Source organism: Plantactinospora sp. DSM 117369 (assembly GCF_053764795.1).
The window spans coordinates 1537074-1563859 of record NZ_CM132446.1 but is presented as its reverse complement, the minus strand read 5'-3'; the positions used below and the strand labels follow the sequence as shown (position 1 = coordinate 1563859).

The 26786-nt window shown below is 72.9% G+C and carries 28 protein-coding genes; 14 read left to right on the top strand and 14 right to left on the bottom strand.

The window, feature by feature from the left end; all coding sequences use genetic code 11:
* Window positions 1–6: 6 nt before the first annotated feature.
* From ACSMXO_RS07140 to ACSMXO_RS07115, 6 genes are all read left to right on the top strand, one after another.
* Window positions 7–1230 (top strand): allantoate amidohydrolase, encoded by a 1224-nt coding sequence (locus ACSMXO_RS07140; RefSeq protein WP_455417118.1) that lies wholly within the window; start codon window positions 7–9, stop codon window positions 1228–1230.
* On the top strand, window positions 1227–2567 hold the full coding sequence (locus tag ACSMXO_RS07135; protein WP_455417117.1) for a formimidoylglutamate deiminase: 1341 nt from the start codon (window positions 1227–1229) through the stop codon (window positions 2565–2567). Before ACSMXO_RS07140 ends, ACSMXO_RS07135 begins: the two co-directional genes overlap by 4 nt.
* An 83-nt stretch (window positions 2568–2650) precedes the next feature.
* Window positions 2651–3823: an imidazolonepropionase gene (gene hutI / locus ACSMXO_RS07130; protein ID WP_455417116.1), complete on the top strand. Its 1173-nt coding sequence runs from the start codon at window positions 2651–2653 to the stop codon at window positions 3821–3823.
* Window positions 3811–5364, top strand: a complete 1554-nt coding sequence (gene hutH / locus ACSMXO_RS07125) for a histidine ammonia-lyase (protein ID WP_455417115.1) — start codon at window positions 3811–3813, stop codon at window positions 5362–5364. Before hutI ends, hutH begins: the two co-directional genes overlap by 13 nt.
* 10 nt (window positions 5365–5374) lie before the next feature.
* A complete protein-coding gene (locus ACSMXO_RS07120; RefSeq protein ID WP_455417114.1) occupies window positions 5375–6067 on the top strand; it encodes a hypothetical protein in 693 nt (230 codons plus the stop codon).
* Between the two features lie 160 nt (window positions 6068–6227).
* Window positions 6228–6503, top strand: a complete 276-nt coding sequence (locus ACSMXO_RS07115) for a DUF4190 domain-containing protein (protein ID WP_346259406.1) — start codon at window positions 6228–6230, stop codon at window positions 6501–6503.
* 81 nt (window positions 6504–6584) lie between these two features.
* Here the strand turns inward: ACSMXO_RS07115 and ACSMXO_RS07110 are convergent, their stop codons facing one another.
* A complete protein-coding gene (locus ACSMXO_RS07110) occupies window positions 6585–6800 on the bottom strand; it encodes a hypothetical protein (RefSeq protein ID WP_346259407.1) in 216 nt (71 codons plus the stop codon).
* Window positions 6801–6825: 25 nt separating this feature from the next.
* Between ACSMXO_RS07110 and ACSMXO_RS07105 the strand changes: the two genes are divergently transcribed.
* Window positions 6826–7353, top strand: coding sequence for a CGNR zinc finger domain-containing protein (locus tag ACSMXO_RS07105; RefSeq protein WP_346259408.1), 528 nt, complete (start codon window positions 6826–6828; stop codon window positions 7351–7353).
* A gap of 55 nt (window positions 7354–7408) precedes the next feature.
* On the opposite strand, the gene ACSMXO_RS07100 is transcribed toward ACSMXO_RS07105, so the two are convergent.
* A complete protein-coding gene (locus ACSMXO_RS07100) occupies window positions 7409–8152 on the bottom strand; it encodes an AraC family transcriptional regulator (RefSeq protein ID WP_455417113.1) in 744 nt (247 codons plus the stop codon).
* Between the two features lie 63 nt (window positions 8153–8215).
* Between ACSMXO_RS07100 and ACSMXO_RS07095 the strand changes: the two genes are divergently transcribed.
* Window positions 8216–8797: a TIGR03086 family metal-binding protein gene (locus ACSMXO_RS07095; protein ID WP_455417112.1), complete on the top strand. Its 582-nt coding sequence runs from the start codon at window positions 8216–8218 to the stop codon at window positions 8795–8797.
* Between the two features lie 100 nt (window positions 8798–8897).
* Here ACSMXO_RS07095 and ACSMXO_RS07090 read toward each other — a convergent pair whose 3' ends face one another.
* Complete coding sequence (locus ACSMXO_RS07090) at window positions 8898–9938, bottom strand: NBR1-Ig-like domain-containing protein (RefSeq protein ID WP_455417111.1); 1041 nt, start codon at window positions 9936–9938, stop codon at window positions 8898–8900.
* A gap of 187 nt (window positions 9939–10125) precedes the next feature.
* Between ACSMXO_RS07090 and ACSMXO_RS07085 the strand changes: the two genes are divergently transcribed.
* The gene (locus tag ACSMXO_RS07085; protein ID WP_455417110.1) at window positions 10126–10623 is read left to right on the top strand and encodes a hypothetical protein; all 498 of its coding nucleotides are present in this window, start codon (window positions 10126–10128) and stop codon (window positions 10621–10623) included.
* 63 nt (window positions 10624–10686) lie between these two features.
* Here ACSMXO_RS07085 and ACSMXO_RS07080 read toward each other — a convergent pair whose 3' ends face one another.
* Window positions 10687–11871 carry a low temperature requirement protein A gene (locus ACSMXO_RS07080; RefSeq protein WP_455417109.1) on the bottom strand — a complete coding sequence of 395 codons (1185 nt, stop codon included), beginning with the start codon at window positions 11869–11871 and terminating at the stop codon, window positions 10687–10689.
* Window positions 11872–12062: 191 nt separating this feature from the next.
* Between ACSMXO_RS07080 and ACSMXO_RS07075 the strand changes: the two genes are divergently transcribed.
* The gene (locus tag ACSMXO_RS07075) at window positions 12063–13244 is read left to right on the top strand and encodes a low temperature requirement protein A (protein ID WP_455417108.1); all 1182 of its coding nucleotides are present in this window, start codon (window positions 12063–12065) and stop codon (window positions 13242–13244) included.
* A 66-nt stretch (window positions 13245–13310) separates the two neighbouring features.
* Here ACSMXO_RS07075 and rdgB read toward each other — a convergent pair whose 3' ends face one another.
* The 7 genes from rdgB to ACSMXO_RS07040 form a co-directional block, all read right to left on the bottom strand.
* Window positions 13311–13934, bottom strand: coding sequence for an RdgB/HAM1 family non-canonical purine NTP pyrophosphatase (gene rdgB / locus ACSMXO_RS07070; RefSeq protein ID WP_455417107.1), 624 nt, complete (start codon window positions 13932–13934; stop codon window positions 13311–13313).
* A complete protein-coding gene (gene rph, locus ACSMXO_RS07065; RefSeq protein WP_346259416.1) occupies window positions 13931–14659 on the bottom strand; it encodes a ribonuclease PH in 729 nt (242 codons plus the stop codon). Before rph ends, rdgB begins: the two co-directional genes overlap by 4 nt.
* Window positions 14660–14767: 108 nt before the next feature.
* Complete coding sequence (locus ACSMXO_RS07060; RefSeq protein ID WP_346259417.1) at window positions 14768–15514, bottom strand: MBL fold metallo-hydrolase; 747 nt, start codon at window positions 15512–15514, stop codon at window positions 14768–14770.
* 279 nt (window positions 15515–15793) lie between these two features.
* Window positions 15794–16270: a hypothetical protein gene (locus ACSMXO_RS07055; protein WP_455417106.1), complete on the bottom strand. Its 477-nt coding sequence runs from the start codon at window positions 16268–16270 to the stop codon at window positions 15794–15796.
* A gap of 137 nt (window positions 16271–16407) precedes the next feature.
* Window positions 16408–17373 carry a PLP-dependent cysteine synthase family protein gene (locus ACSMXO_RS07050; RefSeq protein WP_346259419.1) on the bottom strand — a complete coding sequence of 322 codons (966 nt, stop codon included), beginning with the start codon at window positions 17371–17373 and terminating at the stop codon, window positions 16408–16410.
* Between the two features lie 10 nt (window positions 17374–17383).
* Window positions 17384–17761: a MoaD/ThiS family protein gene (locus tag ACSMXO_RS07045; protein ID WP_346259420.1), complete on the bottom strand. Its 378-nt coding sequence runs from the start codon at window positions 17759–17761 to the stop codon at window positions 17384–17386.
* 69 nt (window positions 17762–17830) lie between these two features.
* On the bottom strand, window positions 17831–18319 hold the full coding sequence (locus ACSMXO_RS07040; protein ID WP_101370024.1) for a Mov34/MPN/PAD-1 family protein: 489 nt from the start codon (window positions 18317–18319) through the stop codon (window positions 17831–17833).
* Window positions 18320–18498: 179 nt separating this feature from the next.
* On the opposite strand from ACSMXO_RS07040, the gene ACSMXO_RS07035 reads away from it, so the two are divergent.
* Complete coding sequence (locus tag ACSMXO_RS07035; protein ID WP_346259421.1) at window positions 18499–19359, top strand: aldo/keto reductase; 861 nt, start codon at window positions 18499–18501, stop codon at window positions 19357–19359.
* Between the two features lie 73 nt (window positions 19360–19432).
* On the opposite strand, the gene ACSMXO_RS07030 is transcribed toward ACSMXO_RS07035, so the two are convergent.
* The 3 genes from ACSMXO_RS07030 to ACSMXO_RS07020 all read right to left on the bottom strand — a co-directional run bounded on the left by ACSMXO_RS07030 (window position 19433) and on the right by ACSMXO_RS07020 (window position 21902).
* A complete protein-coding gene (locus tag ACSMXO_RS07030; RefSeq protein WP_346259422.1) occupies window positions 19433–19969 on the bottom strand; it encodes a DUF2017 domain-containing protein in 537 nt (178 codons plus the stop codon).
* The gene (gene clpS / locus ACSMXO_RS07025) at window positions 19945–20235 is read right to left on the bottom strand and encodes an ATP-dependent Clp protease adapter ClpS (RefSeq protein ID WP_318401841.1); all 291 of its coding nucleotides are present in this window, start codon (window positions 20233–20235) and stop codon (window positions 19945–19947) included. Before clpS ends, ACSMXO_RS07030 begins: the two co-directional genes overlap by 25 nt.
* 71 nt (window positions 20236–20306) lie before the next feature.
* A complete protein-coding gene (locus ACSMXO_RS07020; protein WP_455417105.1) occupies window positions 20307–21902 on the bottom strand; it encodes a hypothetical protein in 1596 nt (531 codons plus the stop codon).
* A 224-nt stretch (window positions 21903–22126) separates the two neighbouring features.
* Here ACSMXO_RS07020 and ACSMXO_RS07015 point away from each other — a divergent pair, with 224 nt between their 5' ends.
* The 3 genes from ACSMXO_RS07015 to ACSMXO_RS07005 all read left to right on the top strand — a co-directional run bounded on the left by ACSMXO_RS07015 (window position 22127) and on the right by ACSMXO_RS07005 (window position 26750).
* The gene (locus ACSMXO_RS07015) at window positions 22127–24805 is read left to right on the top strand and encodes a LuxR C-terminal-related transcriptional regulator (protein WP_346259424.1); all 2679 of its coding nucleotides are present in this window, start codon (window positions 22127–22129) and stop codon (window positions 24803–24805) included.
* A 62-nt stretch (window positions 24806–24867) separates the two neighbouring features.
* Complete coding sequence (locus ACSMXO_RS07010; protein ID WP_455417104.1) at window positions 24868–26163, top strand: nicotinate phosphoribosyltransferase; 1296 nt, start codon at window positions 24868–24870, stop codon at window positions 26161–26163.
* Window positions 26164–26165: 2 nt separating this feature from the next.
* Complete coding sequence (locus ACSMXO_RS07005) at window positions 26166–26750, top strand: isochorismatase family protein (protein WP_455417103.1); 585 nt, start codon at window positions 26166–26168, stop codon at window positions 26748–26750.
* The last annotated feature ends 36 nt before the right edge of the window (window positions 26751–26786 follow it).

Below are 26786 nucleotides of genomic sequence, written 5' to 3'. Positions count from 1 at the left end.
CGGGCGTTGACGTCGAACCCGATCCCGGTGCACACCTGGTTTCCCCGGCTCTGGGCGGAGATCGCCCCGATCGGCCGTGACCCGGGCACCGGCGGCTACCTCCGGTACGGCTTCACCGAGCCGGTACGGGAGTTGGAGCGGTGGTTCCGCGGCGTCGCCGAGGCCGACGGGGCGCACACCGTCGCGCCGGACGGCAACGGCAACCTGATCGCCTGGTACGGCCCGCCGCCCGAGCGGGGCGACGCCGTCCTGCTGGGCAGCCACTTCGACTCGGTACCGCATGGCGGCGGCTACGACGGCCCGCTCGGCATCGTCAGCGCCCTGCTGGCGGTACGGGCGCTCCGGGCGGAGGGGCGGGAGTTCCGCCGCCCGGTCGGGGTGGTGGCGTTCGCCGAGGAGGAGGGCTCGCGGTTCGGCGTACCCTGCCTCGGCTCCCGGCTGCTGACCGGGGCGCTCGATCCGGACCGGGCGGCGGCGCTGACCGACCGGGACGGCGTCACCCTGGCCGAGGCGATGGGCGGCCGGCCGGCGGGGGCCCGGCCGGAGCTGCTGGACGGGATCGGCGCCTTCGTCGAGCTGCACGTCGAGCAGGGCCGGGCGCTGGTCGACCTCGGCGCGCCGGTCGGGGTGGCCAGCGGCATCTGGCCGCACGGCCGCTGGCGGCTGGACTTCACCGGCGAGGCCAACCACGCCGGCACCACCCGGATGGCCGACCGGCGTGACCCGATGCTGACCTACGCCTTCACCGTGCTGGCGGCCAACAAGGAGGCGCGACTGCGCGGCGCGCACGCCACGATCGGCCGGGTCGAGGTGGAGCCGAACGCCACCAACGCGATCCCGGCCCGGGTCCGCGGCTGGCTGGACGCCCGGGCCGCCGACGCTGGCACCCTGGAGGCGCTGGTCGAGGGGGTACGGGCCAAGGCCGCCGACCGGGCCACCCGGGACGGTACGACACTGTCCGTCACCCGCGAGTCGCTCAGCCCACTGGTCGAGTTCGACGGCGGACTGGTCAAGGCGTTCCGCGAGGTGCTCGCCGAGGGCGTACCGGTGCTGCCGACCGCCGCCGGGCACGACGCCGGGATCCTGGCCGAGCACGTGCCGACCGCGATGCTCTTCGTGCGGAACCCGACCGGGGTGTCGCACTCCCCGGCCGAGGCGGCCGGCGACGACGACTGTGCCGAGGGCGTACGCCGGCTGGCCGACCTGCTCGCCCACCTGGCCGCCGGATGACCGCCACCGAGCCGGTGCGCTACCACGCCGAGTACGCCTGGCTGCCGGACCGCCCCGAGCCCGACGCCGACGTGCTGATCGAGGTGGTCGACGGCCGGTTCGGCACGGTCACCGCCGGGGTGCCGGTGCCGCCGCCGGACGCCCGGCGGCTGCCCGGGCTGACCCTGCCGGGGCTGGCCAACGCGCACTCGCACGCCTTCCACCGGGCGCTGCGCGGGCGCACCCACGGCGGCCGGGGCGACTTCTGGGCCTGGCGCAGCCAGATGTACGCGGTCGCCGACCGCCTCGACCCGGCGCGTTACCTCGCGCTGGCCCGGGCGGCGTACGCCGAGATGGCGCTCGCCGGCATCACCTGCGTCGGCGAGTTCCACTACCTGCACCACGCTCCGGGCGGCGCCCCGTACGCCGACCCGAACGCGATGAGCGCGGCGCTGGTCGAAGCCGCCGCCCAGGCCGGTGTCCGGCTCACCCTGCTGGACACCTGCTATCTGACCGCCAGCGTGGACGGTAAGCCGTTGGCCGGGCCGCAACTGCGGTTCGGTGACGGCGACGCGGTGCGCTGGGCCGAGCGGGCCGCCGCCTTCACCCCGGCCGGCGGGCACGCCCGGGTCGGTGCGGCGATCCACTCGATCCGGGCGGTACCCGCCGACCAGTTCGCCGAGGTGGCCGGCTGGGCCGCCGACCGGGCCGCCCCGCTGCACCTGCACCTCTCCGAGCAGCCGGCCGAGAACGAGGCGTGCCTGGCGTACCACGGGCAGAGCCCGACCGCGCTGCTGGCCGAGGCCGGCGTGCTCGGCCCGGCCACCACGGCGGTGCACGCCACCCACCTGACCGGCCCGGACGTCCGGGCGCTCGGCCGCAGCGGCACCGGGATCTGCGTCTGCCCGACCACCGAACGGGACCTGGCCGACGGGGTGGGGCCGATCCGGGAGCTGGCCGACGAGGGCAGCCCGATCAGCCTCGGCAGCGACAGCCACGCGGTGGTCGACCTCTTCGAGGAGGCCCGGGCGGTGGAGCTGAACCTGCGGCTGGCCACCCTGACCCGGGGCCACGTCACCCCGGCCGAGCTGCTGCACGCCGCGACCGGGGGGCACGCCGCGCTGGGCTGGCCGGACGCCGGCGCTCTGGCGCCCGGCGGCCGGGCCGACCTGGTCACCGTGCGGCTGGACAGCGCCCGGACCGCCGGGGTGCCGCCGGTCGGGATCTTCTTCGCGGCCGGCGCGGCCGACGTGACCGACGTGCTGACCGACGGCCGGCCCGTGGTCCGGGACGGGCGGCATGCGACGGTCGACGTGCCGGCCGAGCTGGCGGCGGCGATCGCGGCGGTGACGCGATGAACCTGCTGATCGGGACGGTGGCCCCGTGAACCTGCTGATCGGGACGGTGGCCCCGTGAACCTGCTGATCGGGACGGTGGCCCCGTGAACCTGCTGATCGACAACATCGGCGAGCTGGTCACCAACACCGGGATCGGCGAGGGCGGGCCGCTCGGCATCCGCCGCAAGGCGGCGCTGCTGGTCGAGGAGGGCGAGGTCGCCTGGATCGGCCCGGCCCGGTACGCCCCGGCCGCCGACCGGCGGATCGACGCCGACGGCGCCGCGGTGCTGCCCGGGTTCGTGGACAGCCACGCCCACCTGGTCTTCGCCGGGGACCGGGCCGCCGAGTTCGCCGCCCGGATGGCCGGCGAGCCGTACACCGGGGGCGGCATCCGGACCACCGTCGCTGCCACCCGGGCCGCCGACGACGACCGGCTCCGCGGCACCGTCGGGCGGCTGCGCGCCGAGGCGGTCCGGCAGGGCACCACCACGATCGAGATCAAGAGTGGGTACGGGCTCAGCGTCGCCGACGAGGCCCGCTCGCTGCGGATCGCCGCCGAGTTCACCGCCGAGACGACGTTCCTCGGCGCCCACGTCGTGCCGCCGGAGTACGCCGACCGGCCGGACGACTACGTCGGACTGGTCTGCGGGCCGATGCTCCGGGCCGCGCTGCCGTACGCGAAGTGGATCGACGTCTTCTGCGAACGGGGCGCCTTCGACGCCGACCACGCCCGGGCGATCCTCACCGTCGGGCAGGCCGCCGGGCTCGGGGTGCGGGTGCACGCCAACCAGCTCGGTCCCGGGCCGGGGGTGCAGCTCGGGGTGGAGCTGGGCGCGGCCAGCGTCGACCACTGCACGCACCTGTCCGATGTGGACGTGGACGTGCTGGCGATGTCGGAGACGGTGGCGACGTTGCTGCCCGGCGCGGAGTTCTCCACCCGGTCGCCGTACCCGGACGCGCGGCGGCTGCTCGACGCGGGGGTGACGGTGGCGCTGGCCACGGACTGCAACCCCGGGTCGTCGTACACCTCGTCGATGCCGTTCTGCATCGCGCTCGCGGTCCGGGAGATGGGCATGACCCCGGCGGAGGCGGTCTGGGCGGCCACCGCCGGTGGCGCGCGGGCGCTGCGCCGCGCGGACGCCGGAGTGCTCCGTCCGGGGGTACCGGCCGACCTGAGCATCCTCGACGCGCCCTCCTATCTGCACCTGGCCTACCGGCCCGGTGTTCCACTGATCAGCCAGGTCCTGCACAACGGAGTACCGCAATGTCAACCGTGACCCGACCCGTCGTCACCGTCCAGCCCACCGGGATCTCCCCGGCCGACGTGCTGGCGGTGGCCCGGGGCACCGCCACCGTCGTCCTCGATCCGTCCACCCTGGACGCCATGGCGGCCAGCCGGGCGATCGTGGACCGGATCGAGCAGACCGGCCGCCCGGTGTACGGCGTCTCGACCGGGTTCGGCGCGCTGGCCACCACCTTCGTCGCCCCGGAGCGGCGGGCCGAGTTGCAGCACGCGCTGATCCGCTCGCACGCCGCCGGGGTGGGCGCCCCGATGCCCCGCGAGGTGGTCCGGGCGATGATGCTGCTGCGGATCCGCTCCCTCGCCCTCGGCCACTCCGGGGTACGCCCCGAGCTGGCCCGGGCGCTGGCCGACCTGCTCAACGCCGACATCACCCCGTGGGTGCCGGAACACGGCTCGCTCGGTGCCTCCGGCGACCTGGCCCCGCTGGCGCACTGCGCGCTGGTGCTGCTCGGCGAGGGCTGGGTGCTCGGCCCGGACGGCAGCCGGCAGGACGCCCCGGCGGCGCTGCGCGCGGCCGGGCTGCGCCCGGTGACACTGGCCGCCAAGGAAGGGCTGGCGCTGGTCAACGGCACCGACGGGATGCTCGGAATGCTGCTGCTGGCGGTCGCCGACGCACGCCACCTCCTCACGATGGCCGACGTGACGGCGGCACTGGCCATCGAGGCGATGCTCGGCTCGGACCGGCCGTTCCTGCCGGAACTGCACGCGATCCGCCCGCATCCCGGGCAGGCGCTGTCGGCGGCCAACATCCACCGGCTGCTCCAGGGTTCGTCCATCATGGACTCGCACCGGGACGACCTGTCGCACGCCGTGCAGGACGCGTACTCGATGCGCTGCGCCCCACAGGTCGCCGGGGCGGCCCGGGACACCCTCACCTTCGTCGACCAGGTCGCCGGCCGGGAACTGCGCTCGGTGGTGGACAACCCGGTGGTACTCCCGGACGGCCGGGTCGAGTCGACCGGCAACTTCCACGGCGCCCCGCTCGGCTTCGCCGCCGACTTCCTGGCCATCGCCGCCGCCGAGGTCGGGGCGATCGCCGAACGACGGGTGGACCGGCTGCTCGACGTCACCCGGTCCCGGGAACTGCCGGCCTTCCTCTCCCCCGACGCCGGGGTCAACTCCGGGCTGATGATCGCCCAGTACACCGCCGCCGGCATCGTCGCGGAGAACCGGCGGCTCGCCGCACCCGCCTCGGTCGACTCGCTGCCGACCAGCGGCATGCAGGAGGACCACGTCTCGATGGGCTGGGCGGCGGCCAAGAAGCTGCGTACGGTGCTGGAGAACCTGACCAGCCTGCTCGCGGTGGAACTGATCGCCGGGGTACGCGGCCTGCAGTTGCGGGCCCCGCTGACGCCGTCCCCGGCCGGTCGGGCAGCGCTGGCGGCGCTGCGGGAGGCAGTCGGCGAGCCGGGGCCGGACATCTTCCTCGCCCCGGTGATGGAGGCGGCCCGGGCGGTGATCGCCGGGCCGGAGTTGCGGGCCGCGATCGAGGCGGAGGTCGGACCCCTGGGGTAGAACATCCGGCATGGGTTACGAGACATGGTTCACCGGCCGGGTCAGCATCTCCCCACCACTCAACCCGGCCGAGGTCCGTTACCTGACCCGGTTCGCCGAGGTCCGGCACATGCACCGGACCAAGGGACCTTACTTCGTCGACGGCGGCGGCTACGCAGGGCAGGACATCGAGCCGGACGTACTCGACGGCGGCAGCGAGCCACCGCCCGGGCAGCCCGGCCTCTGGTGCCAGTGGGTGCCGTCCGAGGACGGCTGCACCCTCGGCTGGGACGAGGAGGAGAAGTTCTACGACGCCGAACGCTGGATGGCGTACCTGGTCGACACCTTCCTCAAGCCCGGCGCCACGCTGGCCGGGGAACTCGCCGCGCCGCTTCCGGAGCGGGTCTACGCCGAGGAGTTCGCGGAGTTCACCTTCGACCATGTGGTCAACGGTGTGATCGAGGCCCAGGGCGACGAGCCGGACGACCGGTGGCGGCTGGAGCTGCGGGACAACGTCGTCTACGCGGTCCACTACGCGGCGCCGCCCGACTACGACGAGATCGACGCGGCGGATCCCGGCGAGTGGGGCGACGCCCAGTGGACGGAATACCATGCCAGGACCCGGCACAACGTCGCGTACGTGGTGCGGAACGGCGAGGTGGTCGAGGTCGACCCGGCGGACGGGCTCAGCTTCGCCCCGGTCGACGGGCCGGACGAAGGCTGACGGCGGAGCTGTCCGGTAGGTGCTCGCCGGCTACCGCTGGCGGGCCACCTCAAGGCGGTCTACTCCCCAGTGGTCGCTACGGCTCGACTTCCGCTCGGAGCGTTACGGGGCTGAGCCGTCTGGGTAACTCCCCTGTGGACACCCACACCGAGGAGGACAAATGGCATCGCAGAGCACCGGCGGGGCGGCCGGGCAGGCAGGTGGGTCGGTTCGCGGCACCAACGTGATGGCGATCCTCTCCCTGGTCTTCGCCTTCGTCTTCGCGCCACTGGGCATCGTCTTCGGCGTCGTCGCCAAGCGGCAGATCCAGCAGACCGGCGAGCAGGGCAGCGGGCTCGCCAAGGCGGGCTTCTGGCTGGGCATCGTCTTCACCGCACTCACCGTGCTCTGGTTCGTCCTCATCGCCGTCGTCGCGGCGGCCTCGAACGGAAGCTGAGCGCAGCGCGAACACCCGGGGTGGTTCGTCCGGTCCGGTCGCGGGCCGGCGGAACCACCCTGCGGCGTTTCACCTGGTACGTCACCTGCGCCAACGCCGCCGGCTGAACCAGCCCGGGCCACCCGCCGCGAACGTGCTGACCGGCGCTCGGGCGACCCCGGTCGGCACCGCCGACGGTCGTGCCGTCCCGGCCAGCAGCCGCCACATCCCGCAGTGGCACGACTGGTAGCTCACGATCCCGTCACTGGTCCGGTGGCGTGACCGGGTCCGCCAGAGGTGCCCGTTCTCGTCGTTCATGGTCCGAGCCTGCTGTAATGGCATTGTGCATCTCAACCCTTACGGGCAGGACGCCGTACGACTGATCGCCGACCTGGCCAACGACCCGCCCCGCTCCCTGCCCGACCTGGTACGCCGGTGCGGCGCCGCCGGGCTGGTGCTGGACATGCCCGTCGGCGAGCAGGACCTGACCGTGGCCCTGGAGCTGGTCGACCAGTGGTCCGAGATCGTCGACGCCACCGAGCCGGCCCAGCGGGCCGCCCTGGTCAACCGGCTGCTGGCGGCGGCGTCGGCGTACCCCCGGCTCACCGACCACGGCGGTACCGGATGGCACCTGCACTACCGGGACGAGGGTGTACCGCTCGGTGCGGTGCTGCGGGCCCTGGTCAGCGTCGGTACCGCGCTACACCTCGCCGGGCGGGGAATGTCCCGGCTCGGCCGCTGTGCCGCCGACGGCTGCCGGACCATCTACGTCGACACCTCTCGGGGCGGCCAACAGCGGTACTGCTCGCCCCGCTGCGCCAACCGCGACGCCGTCCGCCGCCACCGGGCGGCCGAATCCGTTAGATCTTGACGACTTTTTGTCGCTCCAACCGCAACACGTCGTCAAGATCTTGGCGGGGTGGATGTCAGTAGCGGGCGGCGTAGTGCGTCGGGGACTCGCCGAACATCTTCCGGAAGTCGCGGGTGAAGTGCGCCTGGTCGGCGTAGCCGAGTTCGGCGGCGAGCGCGGCCCAGTCGACCGGTTCGCCCCGGGCCAGCCGCTCGGTCACCTCGCGCAGCCGGTAGCGCCGGATCACCCACTTCGGCCCGATCCCGACGTACTCGGCGAAGAGCCGTTGCACCGCCCGAACGCCGGTCCCGAGGTGCTCGGCGAGCGCGTCCACCCGGTTGATCCGGCCAGTGGCGGCGATCGTGGCGACGATCTCCGCAACCTCCGCCGCCCGGGGATCGGGCTCGGGCCGGCGGCGCCGCAGATATTCCTCCACGGTCGGCACGTCGAGCGGATCGGGCAGGTCGCCCGGAAAGACCTCCGCCGCGTCGATCGACCGGTCGGTGATCGTCGAGACCGGCGCGCCCAGGAAGGGCCGGAAGCAGCCCGGCCGGAACGCCACCCCGAAGACCCCGTCGACGCCGGTCAGCACCCTGACCTGGTGTCCGCTGCTGACGCCGGTCACGATCCCGCGACCGCCGCGGAACGTCAGGTGCACGTTCGGGTACGGCACGATCAACTGCCGGTACGGCTCGGGGTACTCCCAGGAGACGATCCAGTAGCGCTCGACGTACGGGGCGAGGTCCGGTGACGGGGTCGCAAAGGCGTGCCGTTGGTATCTGGTCCACGCCCCGCCGAGTTCGCGTACGTCCCTCCGCACTCCCGCCAGGGTATGTCGCGTTCGTTCAAGACAACCGCCACACCTCGTGGTGTGCTTGCCGACATGCCTGACGCACCATTCGTGGCCAGGGCGGCCGCACCGCTGATCGAGATCATCCGCGACATCACACCCGACCAGCTCGACAACCCCACCCCGTGCGCCGAGTACGACGTCCGGAAGCTGGTCAACCACCTGCTGTTCTGGGGTCCGTCGCTGGAGGGTGCCGGGCGGAAGGAGACCGTACCGCCGCCGGCCGGCAGCGAGACGGAGTTGGACCTGACCGGGGGCGACTGGACCGCCGACCTGGCGGCGCTGGTGGAGCGGATCGCCGGCACCTGGGCCGAGCCGGCCGCCTGGGACGGCACCACCCACATGGGCGGCCCGACGGAGCTACCGGCCGCGCTGGTCGGCGGGATGATCGTGACCGAGCTGGTGGTGCACGCCTGGGACCTGGCGAAGGCGACCGGGCAGCGCCCGAGTTGGGACGACGACCTGCTCGGCTACGTGCACGACGAGGTGGCGAAGACCGCCGAGCAGGGCCGGCAGATGGGTGTCTACGGGCCCGAGGTCGCGGTCCCGGCCACGGCGCCGACCCTGGACCGGATCCTCGGAGTCGTCGGCCGCGACCCCGCCTGGAGCCGCTGACCGCTGACCCGCCGACCGGCTTTGATCCAGAGCCGCTGACCCGACGACCCGCTCCGGGCCGGAGCCGCTGACCCGTCGGCCGGTCGACCGGCCTTCCGGCTCAGAGCGGGCTCGGAGTGCCGGTCGTGGCGTCGACGTGGACCAGGAAGAACAACGGTCGGGCGGTGGGAAAGAGCTGCCGGCCGAGTGCGTCGACCATCTTCCACCGCACCATGCAGGTGGTCGGCGCGGACGGCGCGGTCACGGCGACGGTGATCCACACCCGCTCGTTGGGCAGCGTGTCGCCGATCGGGATCCGCTCCGGGGTCCGGCAGCTCCCCGGCTGGGCCGGCACGTCCTCCCGCTGGAGATAGCGGTTGCGCCAGGACACCGTACCGGCGTTCTGGATCTCCCAGACCTTCACGAAGTTCTCGCCGACCCGTACCCGGGTGCCGTCCGGGATGGTGACGTCGGTGATGAACCGGCTCCGGTCGCCGTCGATCAGCGGTCCGGTCGGCACCCCTGCCGGGGCGGTGGTGCCGGTGCCCGCCGACGCGACGCCGGCCGGGGCGCCGGACCGCTCGGGGTCGGGCCGGGCGGCGACGAGCAGGGCCACCGCCAGCAGCGTGCCCGCCAGGGCCAGCGCCCCCAGCGTGACCGCCCCGCCGAGCCGGGCCGAACCGGGCCGGCCCCACCCCGGGCCAAGACGACGACCCCACGCCGCCGCCGGGGATTCGCGGGTCATCGGCACTGAACCTTTTTCCACCTGGACCGCGCGGCGCTCACGCACCGCGTCCGACCTTGCGGTCCGCCGGACCGCAAGGGGAGGTTGAAAAAGGTTCACTGATCCGGATTCTCCGGTGGCCGGTGGGATGGAGTCGGCGGCGGGGCGGGCCGACTCCCATCTGGCCCGCCACGCCGTCTCGTCGCCGTGGCACGCCCGGACGAATTCCCGGGTGGTCTCCCAGGACGGGAATCGCGTTCCGGAGGCCGCCTCGTGCAGCGTGGTGTGCGAGATCGACCGGGACATCGCGGCCATTCGCCGAAACGACGGGTTTCCCGCCCCGGCGCGCAGTCGGCGTAATGCGTCGGCGAATTCGGTGACCGGGTCGGGTGTTCCGGCGGAAATGCGGTCCCGATCCGGATCGTCGCTGGCACGCATCCAGACCCCCACCTTGTCAGAAGCGTTGTCAGCCTACGTCAGACCCTACCGTACAACGGGACGGCGGCCGAGCCTCGAAGCACAAGGGACGTCGATCCGACAGCGAGAGATTGGCGCTGCCGGATTCCGATGACCAATGAACCTCAATCGGAAATGGCCTCGGAAGAAAGCGGGAAAGAGAATGAGAATGCGTTTCACCGCCACCGTCGGCATGATGCTCACCCTCGCCGTCGCCTCGACCGTCCTCGGCACCTCCACCGCGTACGCTGCCGGGCCGGACGGCGCGGCAGCGCCGCACTGCGCGTACAACGCGGACACCGCGGAGTTGGCCTGTGCCGCCACGCCGGAGCAGGCCAGGAGGGACGTGGGGAGCCGGGCCAGCTATCTCGTGGCGCAACTGTGGAAGGACGCCGGCTATCAGGGCGGGACGCTGCGCTACTACAAGTCCCGGGCCTGCACCGCCACGATGGCCGACCGGGAGATCTCGGTCCCGGTCGTGCCGACGGGCTGGAACGACAAGCTCACCTCGGTGAAGACCGATCGCAGCACCGCCAGCACCAGGTGCTCGGTACGGATCTACCAGCACGGTCGCTTCACCGGTCCGTCGTTCACCGTCAACCACTACACGCCGAACCTCGGCGGCTTCGGCTGGAACGACCACGCCTCCTCCTGGTACATCAGCTGAGCCGAGCATCGGCGCGTACCGTCCGGGGTGTCCCGCCGTCGGGGCACCCCGGCCCGGCGGCCGTTACCGGGTCGCCGGCCTCGGCGGATTGGTCAGGGTCTGGATCAGGTTCGACGTCGCGATGCCGGCCAGCACACCTACCACGGTGAGCCCGACCATGACCGGTGGCAGCAGGGGTGTCGCCGCCGCCAGACCGGCCAGCAGGAGCAGCCCGACCAACCGGGCCCGGTTCACGTGGGCGAAGACGGTGTAGTCGAGCAGCGCCCGGCCGACCAGGAAGAGTGCCGGGCCACCCAGAATGACCGCCGCCAGGGCCGGCGGCGTGTCACCGAACGGCTGGCGGATGACGAGTTGACTGGCGACCGAGGTGCCGACGATGCCGGCCACCATGACCAGGTGGACGAAGGCGGTGATCTCGCTGAGCCGGGCCGGGTTGGCGGCCCCGGCGATGGTGCCGGTCATCAACTGCCCGGCCCGGTAGATGTAGATCCGCCAGATCAGCACCGTGGTCGTGAAGACCACCACCAGGGCCACCGCCCGGTCCCGGGTGTAGCGACCCTCGCTGAACTCGCTGCCGACCAGGAAGAGCGACGCCCCGAGCGCGACGATCACGAACTGCCGGTAGCGCTCGGCGACCCGCTCCCCGACGCGCCGGGGTTCCCGGGGCGGCCGGCGCCACGCCCAGGGGGTGGGCCAGCCGAGCACGACGCCGAGGTATTCGACCGCGAGCGCCACCGCCCAGAGCGTCGCCCGGGTCCCGGCGTTCGTCTGGAGCCCGCCGATGATCCACGGTACGGCGGCGACCGCCTCCCAGAGCATCGTCCGGTGGGTACGGGTGCGTGCCGCGCCCGACGGGACCAGGGTGTAGTAGAGCCCGCTGCCGAAGTGGATCGCCAGGTAGGTGATGGCGAACAGCAGCCCACCCTCCTGGTACGCCTCCGGCACCGTACCGGCCAGCAGCAGGCTGCCCGCCATCACGCCGACGACCTGCGGCACCACCGTCGGCCGGGTCAGGTCCAGCAGGTCACCGGCCCAGGTGGCGAGCGCCCAGATCAGCGTGAACGCCAGGAACAGCACCACGGCCCGACCGGTACCGCCCCAGCTCAGGTCGTTGAGCAACTCCTCGGTGACGACGATCAGCGCGAAGATGTACGCCAGGTCGAAGAAGAGTTCCAGGTACGTCGGACGGGTCGGATCGGGCCGGGCCGAGGCGGGGGCGGGTTCACCGGCCTCACCGCGCATCGCCATCGGTCAGCCCGTTTCCCTCCCGGCGCGCGCCCGCCCCGTCCCGACAGCGCCCGACCCGGCACGTCACCGCCTCGAGACTAGAGGTTTCGCTCTCTGATAACGCCCGGTTTTGTAGGTTTAGGGGCGTCGGGAGTCCGGCCCCGCCGCGGGCGAGCGGATGCCTCGGGAAGGTCGGCAGGAGGCCAGAACCCGTGACGACCAGCGAGTTGCCGAGGATCCTCCGCCGGCGCGACGAGCCCGAGTACCCGACCTTCCTGGAACTCTTCTTCGACCTGGTCTACGTGTTCATGCTCTCCCGGCTCTCGCAGGGGCTGGCCGAGGATCCCAGCGTCCGCACCGCGGCGCAGATGGCCGTGCTGCTGCTCGCGGCGTGGTGGGTCTGGGTCTTGACCGCGTGGCTCACCGACCTGTTCAATCCCCGGCTACCGGTGATCCAGGCCCTGGTGCTCGTCGTCATGTTCGGCACCCTGGTGATGGCGGTCACCGTACCGAGGGCCTTCGACGAGCTGGGCTTCGTCTTCGTCGCGGCGTACTTCGGCATCCACCTGGCCCGGGGCGCGGTGCTGATTCCGGGTACCCGGGTGCACCGGGCGATCCAGGCCCGCAGCGTCCGGGTCTTCTTCTGGTTCGTCGTCACCGCCGGGCTGTGGGTCGGCGGCGTGTTCGCCGAGGGTACGACCCGATTGGTGCTCTGGGCGGCGGCGGTCGCGGTGGACCTCGGATCGGCCCGGATCGGCTGGCCCACCCCGCGACTCGGCCGCACCGAGCTGGCCAGCCAGATCTTCACCGGCAACCACCTGGCCGAGCGGCATCGGGAGATCTTCCTCATCGCGCTCGGCGAGCTGATCCTGACCGCCGGCGCCGGCCTCGCCTTCGACCGCACCGGGGAGATGCGGCTCGCCGTCTGCGCGGTGGCCTTCGGCAACGCCGTACTGCTGTTCCTGCTCTACTTCCACCGCATAGAGCAACTGCTGTCCCCCCGGAACGTGTCGTCGGTGGAGCGAGTCCGGCCAGGCACCTCGACCTCGTACACCCACCTGGTGATGGTGGCCGGCACCGTGGTGGTGTCCGCCGGCACCACCCTGGTGCTCGGCCGTCCGCTCGGCCCGGCGCCGGTGGCCTGGATAGTCACCCTGCTCGGCGGCCCGGCGCTCTTCCTGCTCGGCACCTGCCTGTTCGACTACGTGGTGACCGGCCGGCTCTTCCGGCCCCGCCTGGTCGCGATCCTCGCACTCGCCGCGCTCGGCCCCGCGATGCCGCTGCTCCCGCCGCTCGGGATCATGGTCGTGGCGAACCTGGTCCTGCTGGTCACCCTGCTGGCCGAGCTGACCGTACTGGGGCACCGGCTGCCCGGAAGCCCCGGACCGGCCTGACCGACCTGTCCCGACCGGCACGGGATGGCGATCGCCGGCTGCCCGGTTCGGGTGCGGGGCCGCCCGCTACGGGCGGCCCGGCTCCGGCAGTACCTTGGCGATCACCTTCGCCAACGCCCGCAGTGCCTTGCCCCGGTGGCTGATCGCGTCCTTCTCCTCCGGGGAGAGTTCGGCGTTCGTCCGGTCCTGCCCGTCGGCGAGGAAGATCGGGTCGTAGCCGAAGCCGCCCTCGCCACGGGGCGCCCGCAGCAGCCGTCCGGTCTGCCGGCCGTCGACCAGGTGCTCCTTGCCGCCGGGCAGCACCAGGGCCGCCGCGCAGACGAAGGCGGCGCCCCGGTGCTCGTCCGGTACGTCCGCGATCTGCGCGAGTACCAGCTCCAGGTTGGCCCGGTCGTCGCCATGCCCGCCGGACCAGCGGGCGCTGAACACCCCGGGCATGCCGTTCAGGGCGTCCACCGCCAGCCCGGAGTCGTCGGCGATCGTCGGCAGGTTGCTCCACTTGACGCCTTCGCGCGCCTTGAGCAGGGCGTTCTCCCCGAAGGTCAGTCCGGTCTCCGGAACCTCCTGGTACTGCGCGACGTCGGCCAGCCCGACGAGCTGGATGCGCTGCGGGCCGAGGGCGTGGTCGAGGATCCGCTGGAGTTCGGTCAGCTTCTTGGCGTTCCGGGTCGCCAGCAGCACCTTGGTCATTCGGCCAGCGCCTTCCGCTGGGCGTCGGTCAACTCGGCGCAGCCGAGCACACCGAGGTCGAGCAGCGCGTCGAGTTGCTCGCGGGCGAAGACGCCGGCCTCGCCGGTCCCCTGCACCTCGACGAAGTCCCCGGTGCCGGTGCATACCACGTTCATGTCCACCTCGGCCGCCACGTCCTCAAGGTAGTTCAGGTCGAGTCGCGGCTCGCCCTCCACCACGCCGACGCTGACCGCCGCCACCGACCGGTGCATCACCTTCGCCGGCTTGCCGGCCAACGCCTTCCGCTCGGCCAGCCAGTTCACCGCGTCGTGCAGCGCGACGTACGCCCCGGTGATCGCGGCGGTCCGGGTGCCGCCGTCGGCCTGCAACACGTCGCAGTCCAGCACGATCGAGTTCTCGCCGAGCGCCTTCAGGTCGATGCAGGCCCGCAGGCTCCGGCCGACCAGCCGGGAGATCTCGTGGGTACGGCCGCCGATCTTGCCCCGGACGCTCTCCCGGTCCGAGCGGGTGGTGGTGGAGCGGGGCAGCATCGAGTATTCCGCGGTGACCCAGCCCAGGCCGGAACCCTTGCGCCAGCGCGGCACCCCCTCGGTGACACTCGCCGTGCAGAGCACCCGGGTGTCGCCGAACTCGACGAGTACGGACCCCTCGGGATGGATGCTCCAGCGTCGGGTCAGGGTCACCGGTCGGAGTTGGTCGGGCCGCCGCCCGTCAGGTCGCGCCATCCCCGCAGCCTATGTGCTCGCCCGATCGCGCCGCCCGAGGGTGCCCCGGGCGCCCACGTGCCGGGTCGGGGCCGGGCGGGTGGGTCCGGCGGCGGGCAGATCTCGGGGCTACACCTCGTAGCGGGCGCCGGGCCGGACGATCTCGACCGGGCCGGCAAAGGCGGAGAGCGCCGCCTCGTGGGTCACCGCTTCGCTGCCCCAGGCGGCGACCAGGTGGGTCAGCAGCAGCTTGCCCACCTCCGCCTTGGCGGCGGCCTCGCCCGCCTCGCGCCCGGTCAGATGCAGGTCGGGCGGGTTCTCCACCCCGTCCAGATAACTTGCCTCGCAGAGGAACAGGTCGGCGCGGTGGGCCAGGCGGAGCAGCGACTCGCAGGGGGCGGTGTCCGAGGAGTAGCAGAGCGACCGGCCGCCGTGCTCCAGCCGCACCCCGTAGGTTTCCACCGGATGGTTGACCCGGTCGACGGTCACCGCGAACGGCCCGATGGGGAACGTCCCGGGTTGCAGGCCGTAGAAGGTGTAGACGTCGTCGAGCAGGCCCTCGTCCAGGCTGTACGCGTTGGCGAGCCGGTCCGGCGCGCCGCTCGGGGCGTACACCGGCAGCGGCGGGTAGGGGCCGTCCGGGGCGTACCGCCGGACCACGATGTACGGGACCGCGTCGAGGATGTGGTCGCCGTGCAAGTGGGTCAGCAGGATCGCGTCGACCGCCTTCAGCCCGACATAACGTTGTAACGCGGAGAGCGAGCCCGAGCCGAAGTCAAGCAGCAGCCGGAAGCCGTCGGCCTCGACCAGATAGGCCGAACAGGCCGCTTCGGGGCCCGGGAAACTGCCCGCACAGCCAAGGATGGTCAGTCGCATCAAGTCGCCCCGCCATTACTGATGGTCACGGACAGCCCGCCGACCAATGCGCGAACGATCAACGCCGGAAGGTCTGTCACGGTGCGCAGCCTACGCCGCGACACCTGGGCACAAGAAAGATCTGGGTACAGTTGTCGTCAACGTGACATCCGGTCTGGGCGACCCGGCCCGGTACGGGTTAGACGCCGCAAACGGCCCGACCATTACGTTCCGTCACCTTCGACGGGCATGTCGGTATCCGCTTCCGACCCCGCCGAGGGCACCCTCGGTCACCGTCGCCTACAGGCAGCACCAGCAGTAGAGATTGTCCCCGGCGGCCCGCGCCGCCCGAGCCAGTGCGACCAGTTCGGCGATGGTAGAGGCCAACAGTTGCGGTTCGGGCGGGTGCCAGGCGAACTCCTCGATGGCGGCCCACCGGGCGGCCAGTCCCGGCACCTGGTCGTCGGTCACGCCGGCCAGTGCGTCCCGGGCCCGCTCCCCCACGGTGAACACCCACGGGCCCTCGTATTCTCGCTGGTCGATCTGGTCCGGGGGCGGCCAGACCAGGTCGGTCGGCACCAGGTCCGTCCTCCACTGCTCGCCGAGGACGAATCCGACCAGCCGGCCGAGGGTCACCGCCGGCTCGATGCCCTTGAGGTCCAGCACGCCGGTCTCGGGATGGGCCGCCGGGTCCAGCGCGTGTCCCCCGGTCGCCGTCATCAGCGCCAGCACGGCGTCCGCGTCCCGCGCGCGGAAGTAGTCGTACAGCACGCCCATCGAAGACCTCCCCGGTGGTTCCCGCCACCGTCGCGGTCGCGGTCGGGAAGATCAGACCACCGGGGTACGACAGCGGGCCGGAACCCCGCCGGCCGGGTCGGTTCGGTGCACCGCGCCCGGCCGGACGGGTTCGCCGGTCAGGCCCAGAGCTGGCCGTCCAGGGCATCCTCGGCGTCGGCGAGGGTGCCGCCGTAGGCGCCGGTCGACAGGTATTTCCAGCCGCCGTCGGCGACCACGAACGCGACGTCGGCCCGGCGGCCGGCCTTGACCGCCTCGTGCGCCACGGCGAGCGCGGCGTGCAGGATCGCCCCGGTGGAGAACCCGGCGAAGATCCCCTCCACCTCGACGAGCTGCCGGGTACGCAGCACCGCGTCCCGGGTACCGACCGAGAAGCGCCGGGTCAGCACGCGGGCGTCGTACAGCTCCGGGACGTAGCCCTCGTCGATGTTGCGCAGCCCGTAGACCAGTTCGCCGTACCGGGGCTCGGCGGCGACGATCTCGATCTCGTCGACCTTCTCCCGCAGGTAGCGCCCGGTCCCCATCAGGGTGCCGGTGGTGCCCAGCCCGGCGACGAAGTGCGTGATCGTGGGCAGGTCGTGCAGCAGCTCCGGACCGGTGGTCTCGTAGTGCGCCTGCGCGTTGCCCGGATTGCCGTACTGGTAGAGCATCACCCAGTCGGGGTGCTCGGCGGCGATCTGCTTGGCGGTCGCCACCGCCTGGTTGGAGCCGCCGGCGGCCGGCGAGAAGATGATCTCGGCGCCGTACATCCGGAGCAGTTGGACCCGCTCCGCCGAGACGTTCTCCGGCATCACGCAGACCAGCCGGTAGCCCCGGAGCTTCGCCACCATGGCCAGCGAGATCCCGGTGTTTCCGCTGGTCGGCTCAAGGATCGTGTCACCCGGCCGGAGCCGGCCGGCCCGCTCGGCCTCGCGGACCATGAACATCGCCGGCCGGTCCTTGATGCTGCCGGTCGGGTTCCGGTCCTCCAGCTTCGCCCAGAGCCGCACCGGCGGTGCCCCGTCGGGCACCGTCGGCGACAGGCGGGGCAACCCCACCAGCGGAGTACCGCCGCACGCGTCGAGCAGGCTCTCGTACCGCGTCATGGCGGCCTCCTCAGCGGGCGGCGGACGCGGCCGGCACTGACGTGCCGGGCCCGATGTTCGCGGCTGCCGCCGCACTGTGCCCGATGATCGCCGCGGCTGCGGCGAAGCCGAACGCGCCGCCGGCCACGGCCGGCAGGATGGTGACGGTGTCCCCGTCGGAGAGCTTGGCGTCCAGCGCGCCGAGGAACCGGACGTCCTCGTCGTTGACGTAGACGTTGACGAAGCGGTGCAGCGCCCCCTGCTCGGTGACCAGCCGGCCACGCAGGCCGGCGTATTTACCGTCCAGGTCGGACAGGAGTTCGTTGATGGAGTCGCCGGACCCCTCGACGACCTTGGCGCCGCCGGTGTAGCTGCGCAGGATGGTGGGGATGCGAACCTCGATGGCCATGACTGATGTGCTCCTTGGAACGACGGAGTGGGGGAACGGACTACGAAAACGGCTGCTGAGCTGCGGAAGTCAGCGGCCGGAACACTCGTAGTCGACCGTCGCCGGGCTCTGCCCGAACATGTACGACTGCACGGCGTTCGGGTCCACCGTGGCGTCGACGACCCTGACCGGCTCCTCGGTCACCACCCCGTCCACGATCCGGAACGAACGGATCTCCTCGGTCTCCGGATCACGGGTGGAGACCAGCAGATAGTGCGCGCCCGGCTCTCCGGCGAAGGAGATGTCGGTGCGGGACGGATAGGCCTCGGTCGCGGTGTGCGAGTGGTAGATGACCACCGGCTCCTCGTCGCGATCGTCCATCTCCCGCCAGACCCGCAACTGCTCCATCGAGTCGAACTCGTAGAACGTCATGGACCGTGCGGCGTTCACCATCGGGATGTGCCGGGTCGGGGTGTCGGCGCCGGCCGGGCCGGCGACCACGCCGCACGCCTCGTCGGGGTGGTCCCGGCGGGCGTGCGCGACGATCGCCTCGACTATCGACCGGTCGATGCTCAGCACAGGCCCAGCCTACCGCCTGTCGGGCCGGTCGGGAGCGGTCGAGCTCGGCCGACGGGAGTGGCCGACCTCACGTGATCCCACGTGGCGGGCGGTGCCAGCCTGTGACAGAAAGAGTGCGACGGGAACGGCCCGGTCGCGCCGGGCCGCCGGCCGGGTGTCCGAGTGGAGGAGGTAGTGCGATGAACTCACGCCGCATCGGGAACACCGAGGTGAGCGCCATCGGTCTCGGCGGCATGCCGATGTCGATCGAGGGACGGCCGGACGAGGAACGCTCGATCCGTACCATCCACGCCGCGCTGGATGCCGGCGTTACCCTGATCGACACCGCCGACGCCTACCACCTGCACGCCGACGAGGTGGGGCACAACGAGTCGCTGATCGCGAGGGCGCTGGCCAGCTACGGCGGGGACACCTCCGGGGTACTGGTCGCCACCAAGGGCGGGCACCTGCGGCCCGGCGACGGAAGCTGGTCGGTGAACAGCTCACCGGAATATCTCAGGAGCGCCTGCGAGGCGTCCCTCAAGCGGCTCGGGGTGGAGGCGATCGGGCTCTACCAGCACCACCGCCCCGACCCCCGTGTCCCGTACGCCGATGCGATCGGCGCGATCCGGGACCTGGTCGACGCCGGCAAGGTCCGGATGGCCGGCATCTCCAACGCCAACCCGGAGCAGATCCGGCAGGCCCGGGAGATCCTCGGCGACCGGCTGGTCTCGGTGCAGAACCAGTACTCCCCGGCGTTCCGCAGCTCGGAGCCGGAGCTGGCGCTCTGCGACGAGCTGGGACTGGCCTTCCTGCCCTGGTCCCCGCTGGGTGGGATCTCCCGGGCCGGCGAGCTGGGCAGCCGGTTCGCGCCGTTCGCCGAGGTCGCCGCCGCCCGGGGCGTCAGCCCGCAGCAGGTCTGCCTGGCCTGGCTGCTGGCCAGGTCGCCGCGGGTGATCCCGATCCCCGGATCGAGCCGGCCGGAGACCATCCGGGACTCGGTGGCCGCCACCGAACTCCAGCTCGACCCGGACGAGCTTGCCGCCCTGGACCGGGCCTGAACCGCCCGGACGGGCCCGAACCGCACGAACCGGCGCCGCGCCAACGCACGATGCGCGGCGCCGGCCTGGACGGTCAGTCGGCGAGCTTGCCGTCGACCAGCGCGGTGAGCAGCGACTCCTGGAGATAGCCCAGGTAGGCGTAGATGGAGAGCTGGAAGACCCGGGTCGAGGTCGGGTCGTGCAGCACCGCGTCGTCCAGTTCGTCGCCGAGGTCGGTGTCGGCGGAGATGTCCAGGCGTACGCCCATGGCCAGCCGGGCGTCGTTGAGGGCCCGCAGCCACGCCTCGGCTGCCTCGGCGTCGAGGCGTACCTCGCCGCCGGTCACCGGGGGCAGCGCGGCGAGTACCGCGCCCGCCTGGTCGATCTTGCCGGTCTTCAGGTCGCCCTCGGTGTACTGCCGGAACTCGGCCGAGTCACCCGGGCTCTCCGGATAGGTGTCCGGGAAGAGCCGTCCGACGACCGGGTCGGAGTGGTCGAAGCCATCGGTGAGCAGGCCGACCACCTCGGAGGCGACCTTGCGGAGCACCCGCACCTCGTCGGCGGCGAACGTGGCGACGCAGTGCTCGCCCTGTCGACGAAACGTACTCACGCCCGGTCCACCGTCGCCCACAGCCCGTACGCGTGCAGCTGGGACGCGTCGTGCTCCATCCGCTCGCGGGCGCCGCTGGACACCACCGCCTTGCCCTTGTTGTGCACGTCGAGCATCAGCTTCTCGGCCTTCTCGTGGCTGTAGCCGAAGAGTTTCTGGAACACCCAGGTCACGTACGACATCAGGTTGACCGGGTCGTCCCAGACGATCGTCACCCATGCCCGGTCGGCGACCGGCACGTCTTCGGTGTCCGGCGCGTCGACCGGTGCAACCTGTGGAGCCGCCATGCCCCCCATCGTGCCACCGTCGACGGCGTAGCGAGGAACCGGAACGCCGCCCGGGCCCGAACCGGGCTCGTTCAGGCGAGCAGACGACCGTGCCGGATCGCCTCGGCCAGCACGTCGGTGAGCGAGTCGGCGACCGCCTCGAACCGCCGGGACACCTCGCGGCACAGCTCCAGCTCGGTCTCCCGCAGCGCCCGGCCGAGCCAGGACCGGGCCTGGATCGGGTCGGCCCGGAACGGGTTGCGCCAGTACTGGTAGCAGCCGCCGGAGAGGCCGACCCCGAGCGGCGGCAGGATGACCCCGCCGGTACCGCCGGGATAGGCCGCGAGCGCGCCGACCGCACCCAGCCCGAGTACGGTCTCGACCTCGCCGGTCTCCCGGATCAGCAGTACCCGGTCGAAGTCCCGGGCGGCCCGGGCGGCGGCGAGTCCCCAGCCGACCGCGGCGGCGGCACGCAGCCGTACGCCCTCGTCCGGCACCGCGCCGAAGACCAGGGCGAGCGACTCGCCCAGCATCTTGTCCACACCCGCGTCGCAGGCCGCCACCACCTCCAGCGACAGCGCCTCGACCTCCCGGTCGAGCAGCCCGGGCAGTCCCGGTACGCCGGCACCGCCGACCACCTCGCGCACGCAGCGCAGATGGATGGCGGCGATCTCCAGGGCGATGTCCCGGCGGAGCTGGTGGGCGAGGCCCCGGGACCGCCGCTCCAACCGGTCGGCCCAGTCGGAGGTCCGGGCGGCCGGCGCGACCGGAACCGTCCGGGTGGACCCGGGCGCGACCGGCGGGGTGAGGCTGGCCCGGCGCAGCCCCTCGGCACTGGCCCAGTCGATCAGGGCCCGGCGCAGGTAGGCGGTGTCGGCGGCGGCCGGATCGAGGTCGATCCAGTCCACTCCGGCGAGCGCGGGCACCGCGGCGACCAGAGTGGTCCGGCGCGCCTCCAGCCAGCCTGCCGACGACCCGTCAGGTGCCGGTTCCTCGTCGTCCTGGCCGGGCGCCGCGAACCCGCTGACGGTGGCGGCTGCGGAACCGGTGGAGTACGCCGGTGTGCGCCCGATGCCGTCGGCCGGGCCGCACCCGGCGGCGGCCCAGCGGTCGGCCGCGCCCGGGGTACCGACCAGGAAGACCGCGGCCTCCTCCGCCACCTCGGCGAGCAGGTCCAGCTCGGCGCCGGCGACCGGCTGGTCGTCGGGGAGTACGTAGAGCAGCGCGCCGCCCCGGCGCACGGCGTCGCGGACCACCCGGATGCCGGCCACACCGAGCGTGCCGGTATCCGGCGCGTCGACCAGGGTGAAGTGCCGCAGCAGCGGGTCGGGCACGGTCAGCTCGACCCGGCGCGGCGGGCGGGCCAGGGCCGGGCCGGCACCGACCGGCTCCGGCCGGTACTCCCGGGAGGAGCGCAGTCCGGGCACGTAGGCGGCGCCGCCGACGGACGGCGCGTAGTCGACCACCAGGAAGCTGCCCGCCGGCACTCGCAGCGGTGGCGCGGCGGCGCCGAGCAGTCCGGCGAGTACGGCCCGGCGGTCCTCGCCGGACGGCCCGACCGTGATCACGGCGAGCGGTTCGTCGGGTGGGGACTCGACCAGCGCCGGTTCGTCGCCCGGCGTACGGCGGGGCGTCCGGGTGCCGGGCGCTGCCGGCGACCCGGAGACGGGGAGCGACCGGAACTCCATCGCCGTCTGCACCTCCCAGCCGACCGGAACACTCCGGCCGGACCGCTGCCGTCGGCAAGGCTCGACCGGTGGTACTGGCCGAGGTCCCGCCGAATATCGGAACGCTACGTGTCGATGCCGGTACGCTACGAGCATCAACGATACTCATGGATGGCCGCACGGCTACTCAAATTCATTCAGTCACCAGACGCGCGCGGATGGCATCCGGTCTATATGCTGCCCCGATGGGGCGGTGGAGCTTCGTTGGCCGAACGGATGAACTCAACCGGTTGGTGAGTGCCGCCACCAGCCCGGGCAGCCGAGGCATTTTCTTCAGCGGCACCGCCGGCGTCGGCAAGAGCCGCCTGCTCGGCGAGGGGCTGGCGGCGCTGCCCGCGCACGGCTGCGCCGTCTGGTCCGCCTCCGCCAACATCGCCACCGCCGGCATCCCGTTCGGCGGACTCGCCCAGGTGCTCCCGACCGACCAGCCCGCCGGCCTCTCCCCGGCCGGCATCATGCGCTGGGCCGTCGACGCGCTGCACCAGCAGGCGGCGGGCCGGCGGATCGTGATCGGCATCGACGACGCGCACCTGCTCGACCCCTCCTCGGCCGCCCTGGTCTATCTGATCGCCCGCTCCGACAACGCGACGGTGCTCGGCACGCTGCGCAGCGGCGAGGCGGTACCGCTGCCGATCCGCGCGCTGTGGACGGACGACCTGGTCGACCACGCCGAGCTGGCCCCGCTGACCCCGGACGACAGCAACGACCTGCTCACCGCGATGCTCGGCGACCCGGTGGACGGGCCCTCGGCGGACCGGCTCTACCGGCTCTCCGAAGGCAACGCCCTGATGCTCCGGGAGCTGGTCATCGCGGCGCACGCCAGCGACGAACTGACCCGGACCTACGGCGTCTGGCGGTGGACCGGCCGCAGCCAGCTCCCGGCCAGCCTCGACGAGCTGATCGACGCCCGGATCGGCCAGCTCGACCCGGGGGTGCGCGCGGTGGTCGAACTGGTCGCGATGGGTGAGCCGATCGGGCTGACCCTGCTGCACCGGGCGACCGACGGCTCCAGCGTGGAGACCGCCGAGGAGCGCGGCCTGATCCGGGTCGACGTGCACGACCGCCGCTCGGACGTCCGGCTCGCCCACCCGCTCTACGGCGAGGTGGTCCGGCGGCGCTGCCCGGTCACCCGGGCCCGCCGGCTCAACGCCCACCTCGCCGAGCTGGTCGAGCGGGCCGGCACCCGGCGCCGCGACGACCTGCTCCGGGTGGCGGTCTGGCGGCTCGACTCCGGCACCGCGCAGGATCCGGCCCTGCTGCTGCGCGCCGGCGGGCAGGCGTTCAGCCAGTTCGACGTACCGCTCGCCGCCAGGCTGGCCCGGGCCGCGCTCGGGGCCGGCGGCGGCTACCAGGCCGCCGAGCTGCTGGCCACCATCCTGATGTTCGGCGACCAGGCCGAGGAGGCGATCCGGGTGCTCGACTCGGTCGCCGACCAGATCTCCTCGGACGAGCGGCGCAGCCGGTGGCTGACCGTACGCGGCATGGTCTCGTACTGGGGGCTCAACCGGGAGTCCACGGTGGCCGAGATCGCGGCGGACGCGGCACGGCTGACCGACCCGGCCGACCGGGCCCGGGTGGTCGCCTTCGAGGCGATCATGCGACTGCACCGGCTGGAATGCGCCGAGGCGCTGCGGCTGAGCCGCTCCGTGCTGGACCGGCCGGCCGCCACGGTGGCCGCCCGGGGCCTGGCCCGGTGCACCATCGCGCACCTGCAGGCCGCCCGGGGCGAGCTGACGCTCAGCGGCCGGGCCGTCGACGGGGTGGCCGCCGAGGCCGCGCAGTGGCGGACCGAGATGCCCTACCTGCAACTCGCGCTGGAACTGGCCCGGGGCACCCGGCTGACGCTCGCCGGCGACCTGGCCGGGATCGACGCGATCGTCGCCGCCGAGTTCGCCGACCTGGCCGACGCGGGCGACTTCCGGCTCGGCTCCGGCTATCTCTCGATCCTGCGTGCCCAGGCGGCCCGGCTGCGCGGCCAGACCGGTGAGGCGCTGCGGACCAGCCTCGGTGCCTGTGCCGTCCTCGCCACCAGCCGGGTCTTCGCCGGGCTGGCCCACGCCGAGCGGGCCCAGGCGGCGGCGATGCGCGGCGACGTCGACTCCGCGGTCGAGGCGATGGCCGAGTCGGACCGGTCGCAGACCTCCGGGATGGCCGTGCTCTACCCCTGGCTCGAACAGGCCCGGGCCACCGTGCAGGCCGCCACCGGCGACCTCGGCAGCGCTGTCGGCACCCTCCGCGAACTCGTACACCGGCTCCAGGCGGACGGTTTCGCCGGGCACGAGGTGCTGGCCCTGCACGACCTGGTGCGGTTCGGCCGGGCCGACACCGAGGTCGGCGAGCCGACCGTCACCGGCCGGCGGCGGACCGTGGCCCAGCGGCTGACCGAGCTGAGCGAGACAGTCGACGGCCCGCTGCCGGCGCTGATGGCCCGGCACGCCCGGGCCGAGTACGGCCACTCCGGCGACCAGCTCCTCGCCGTCGCGGAGGGCTTCGCCGAACTCGACCTCAACGTCTTTGCGGCCGAGGCGACCAGCCGGGCGGTGACCCGGCTCCGGGCGGCCCGGTCGAACCGGTCGCACGAGGCGAACCTGCGACTCGCCGGGCTGCTCCGGCGCTGCGACGTGCTGCGTACGCCCGCGCTGTCGGTACGCCAGCCGGCGCTGACCGAGCGGGAGCGGCAGATCGCCAGGCTGGCCGCCCGGGGGCTGGCCAGCCGGAACATCGCCGAGCAGCTCTACATCTCCACCCGCACCGTGGAGAACCACCTCCAGCGGGTCTACAACAAACTCGGCGTGGCCGGCCGCGGGGAACTGTGGCCGGCGCTGAAGGCGATACCCGAGCAGGAGGGCGAGCCCGACCGCTGACCCGGGCCGGCCACCGGGCGACGAGGTGACCGGCGGCGGCGCGGCACGCTTAGGCTGGCGTGGTGCACAGTTCCCGCCCCGCGCTGCTCACCGACCACTACGAGCTGACCATGGTCAGCGCCGCCCTCCGGGACGGCACCGCCGACCGGCACTGCGTCTTCGAGGTCTTCACCCGTCGGCTGCCGACCGGTCGCCGCTACGGCGTGGTCGCCGGCACCGCCCGGCTGGTCGACCTGCTGGCGGACTTCCGGTTCGACGAGGCGGACGTCGCCTTCCTCCGGGACAGCGGAGTGGTCGACGAGCCGACCGCCGAGTGGCTGTCGAGATACCGGTTCAGCGGCGACATCGACGGCTACGCCGAGGGCGAGCTCTACTTCCCCGGCTCGCCGATCCTGACCGTCTCCGGCACCTTCGCCGAGTGCGTACTGCTGGAGACGCTGACGCTGTCGGTGCTCAACCACGACTCGGCGATCGCGGCGGCGGCGGCCCGGATGGTCACCGCGGCCCGCGGCCGTACGCTGATCGAGATGGGTGCCCGGCGGGCCAACGAGGAGGCGGCGGTGGCCGCGGCCCGGGCCAGTTACCTGGCCGGGTTCGGCTACACCTCCAACCTGGCCGCTGGGCAGCGCTACCGGATACCGACCGCCGGCACCGCCGCGCACGCCTTCACGCTGCTGCACGACGACGAGCCGACCGCGTTCGCCTCGCAGGTCGCGGCGCAGGGCAAGAGCACCACGCTGCTGGTCGACACCTACGACATCGCCCAGGGCATCCGGAACGCGATCGCGATCGCCGGGCCCGACCTGCGGGCGGTGCGGATCGACTCCGGCGACCTCGCGGTGCTGGCCCAGCACTCGCGGGAACTGCTGGACTCGCTCGGCGCCACCGAGACCAAGATCATCGTCTCCGGCGACCTCGACGAGTACGCCATCGCCGCGCTCGCCGCCGAGCCGGTCGACATGTACGGCGCCGGCACCGCCGTGGTGACCGGCTCCGGCGCCCCGACCGCCGGGCTGGTCTACAAGCTGGTCGAGGTGGACGGCCGCTCGGTGGTCAAGCGTTCCGAGCACAAGGCGACCGTCGGCGGGCGCAAGGTCGCCGTCCGGCGGCACAAGCCGAGCGGTACGGCGACCGAGGAGGTCGTCTCGCACGGCGCACCCGAACCGCAGCCCGGCGACCGGGCGTTGCAGCGGCGGTACGTCACGAACGGCGAGCCGGAGCCGCTGCCGAGCCTGACCGAGTCGCGGGAGCACCTGCGGCAGTGCCTGATCTCCATCCCCTGGGAGGGACTCAAGCTCTCGGCGGGCGACCCGACCATCCCGGTCACCGTCGTCTCCGCCGACCAGCCGGAAGGGTAGCGATGAGCCAAGCACTGATCATCGTCGACGTGCAGAACGACTTCTGCGAGGGCGGGTCCCTCGCGGTTGCCGGCGGCGGCGCGGTGGCGGCCGGGATCTCCCGGCTGCTCGCAGCCGTTCCGGACCGCTGGGAGCACGTGGTGGCGACCAAGGACTACCACGTGGATCCGGGCGGGCACTTCGCGGACCGGCCCGACTACGCCACCTCCTGGCCCCGGCACTGCGTCGCCGGCACCGAGGGCGCGCAGTTCCATCCGGACCTGACCACCGAGCGGGTCGAGGCGGTGTTCCGCAAGGGCGAGTGGGCGGCGGCGTACTCCGGGTTCGAGGGGACCACGGAGGGGGCCGAGGGGCTGGCCGACTGGCTCCGGCAGCGCTCGGTCGACACCGTCGAGGTGGTCGGGATCGCCACCGACCACTGTGTCCGGGCCACCGCGCTGGACGCGGCTCGGGAGGGCTTCGCCACCACCGTACTGCTCGACCTGACCGCCGGGGTCGACCCGGGCACGACCGACGCGGCGCTGGCCATGCTCCGCGAGGCCGGCGTCACCCTGCACGGCACGCCCCGGGTCGGCGGCAACCCTTAGCGGGTACGTCGTACCCGCCCGGCAGGATGGCCGGGG

Excerpts from the sequence above, each read along its gene's own strand:
- ACSMXO_RS07135 (WP_455417117.1), top strand. The coding sequence starts at position 1,227 with ATGACCGCCACCGAGCCGGTGCGCTACCACGCCGAGTACGCCTGGCTG.
- hutH (WP_455417115.1), top strand. The coding sequence starts at position 3,811 with ATGTCAACCGTGACCCGACCCGTCGTCACCGTCCAGCCCACCGGGATC.
- ACSMXO_RS07120 (WP_455417114.1), top strand. The coding sequence starts at position 5,375 with ATGGGTTACGAGACATGGTTCACCGGCCGGGTCAGCATCTCCCCACCA.
- ACSMXO_RS07115 (WP_346259406.1), top strand. The coding sequence starts at position 6,228 with ATGGCATCGCAGAGCACCGGCGGGGCGGCCGGGCAGGCAGGTGGGTCG.
- ACSMXO_RS07110 (WP_346259407.1), bottom strand. The coding sequence starts at position 6,800 with ATGAACGACGAGAACGGGCACCTCTGGCGGACCCGGTCACGCCACCGG.
- ACSMXO_RS07095 (WP_455417112.1), top strand. The coding sequence starts at position 8,216 with ATGCCTGACGCACCATTCGTGGCCAGGGCGGCCGCACCGCTGATCGAG.
- ACSMXO_RS07090 (WP_455417111.1), bottom strand. The coding sequence starts at position 9,938 with ATGCGTGCCAGCGACGATCCGGATCGGGACCGCATTTCCGCCGGAACA.
- ACSMXO_RS07085 (WP_455417110.1), top strand. The coding sequence starts at position 10,126 with ATGCGTTTCACCGCCACCGTCGGCATGATGCTCACCCTCGCCGTCGCC.
- ACSMXO_RS07080 (WP_455417109.1), bottom strand. The coding sequence starts at position 11,871 with ATGGCGATGCGCGGTGAGGCCGGTGAACCCGCCCCCGCCTCGGCCCGG.
- rdgB (WP_455417107.1), bottom strand. The coding sequence starts at position 13,934 with ATGACCAAGGTGCTGCTGGCGACCCGGAACGCCAAGAAGCTGACCGAA.
- rph (WP_346259416.1), bottom strand. The coding sequence starts at position 14,659 with ATGGCGCGACCTGACGGGCGGCGGCCCGACCAACTCCGACCGGTGACC.
- ACSMXO_RS07060 (WP_346259417.1), bottom strand. The coding sequence starts at position 15,514 with ATGCGACTGACCATCCTTGGCTGTGCGGGCAGTTTCCCGGGCCCCGAA.
- ACSMXO_RS07055 (WP_455417106.1), bottom strand. The coding sequence starts at position 16,270 with ATGGGCGTGCTGTACGACTACTTCCGCGCGCGGGACGCGGACGCCGTG.
- ACSMXO_RS07050 (WP_346259419.1), bottom strand. The coding sequence starts at position 17,373 with ATGACGCGGTACGAGAGCCTGCTCGACGCGTGCGGCGGTACTCCGCTG.
- ACSMXO_RS07045 (WP_346259420.1), bottom strand. The coding sequence starts at position 17,761 with ATGGCCATCGAGGTTCGCATCCCCACCATCCTGCGCAGCTACACCGGC.
- ACSMXO_RS07035 (WP_346259421.1), top strand. The coding sequence starts at position 18,499 with ATGAACTCACGCCGCATCGGGAACACCGAGGTGAGCGCCATCGGTCTC.
- clpS (WP_318401841.1), bottom strand. The coding sequence starts at position 20,235 with ATGGCGGCTCCACAGGTTGCACCGGTCGACGCGCCGGACACCGAAGAC.
- ACSMXO_RS07020 (WP_455417105.1), bottom strand. The coding sequence starts at position 21,902 with ATGGAGTTCCGGTCGCTCCCCGTCTCCGGGTCGCCGGCAGCGCCCGGC.
- ACSMXO_RS07015 (WP_346259424.1), top strand. The coding sequence starts at position 22,127 with ATGGGGCGGTGGAGCTTCGTTGGCCGAACGGATGAACTCAACCGGTTG.
- ACSMXO_RS07005 (WP_455417103.1), top strand. The coding sequence starts at position 26,166 with ATGAGCCAAGCACTGATCATCGTCGACGTGCAGAACGACTTCTGCGAG.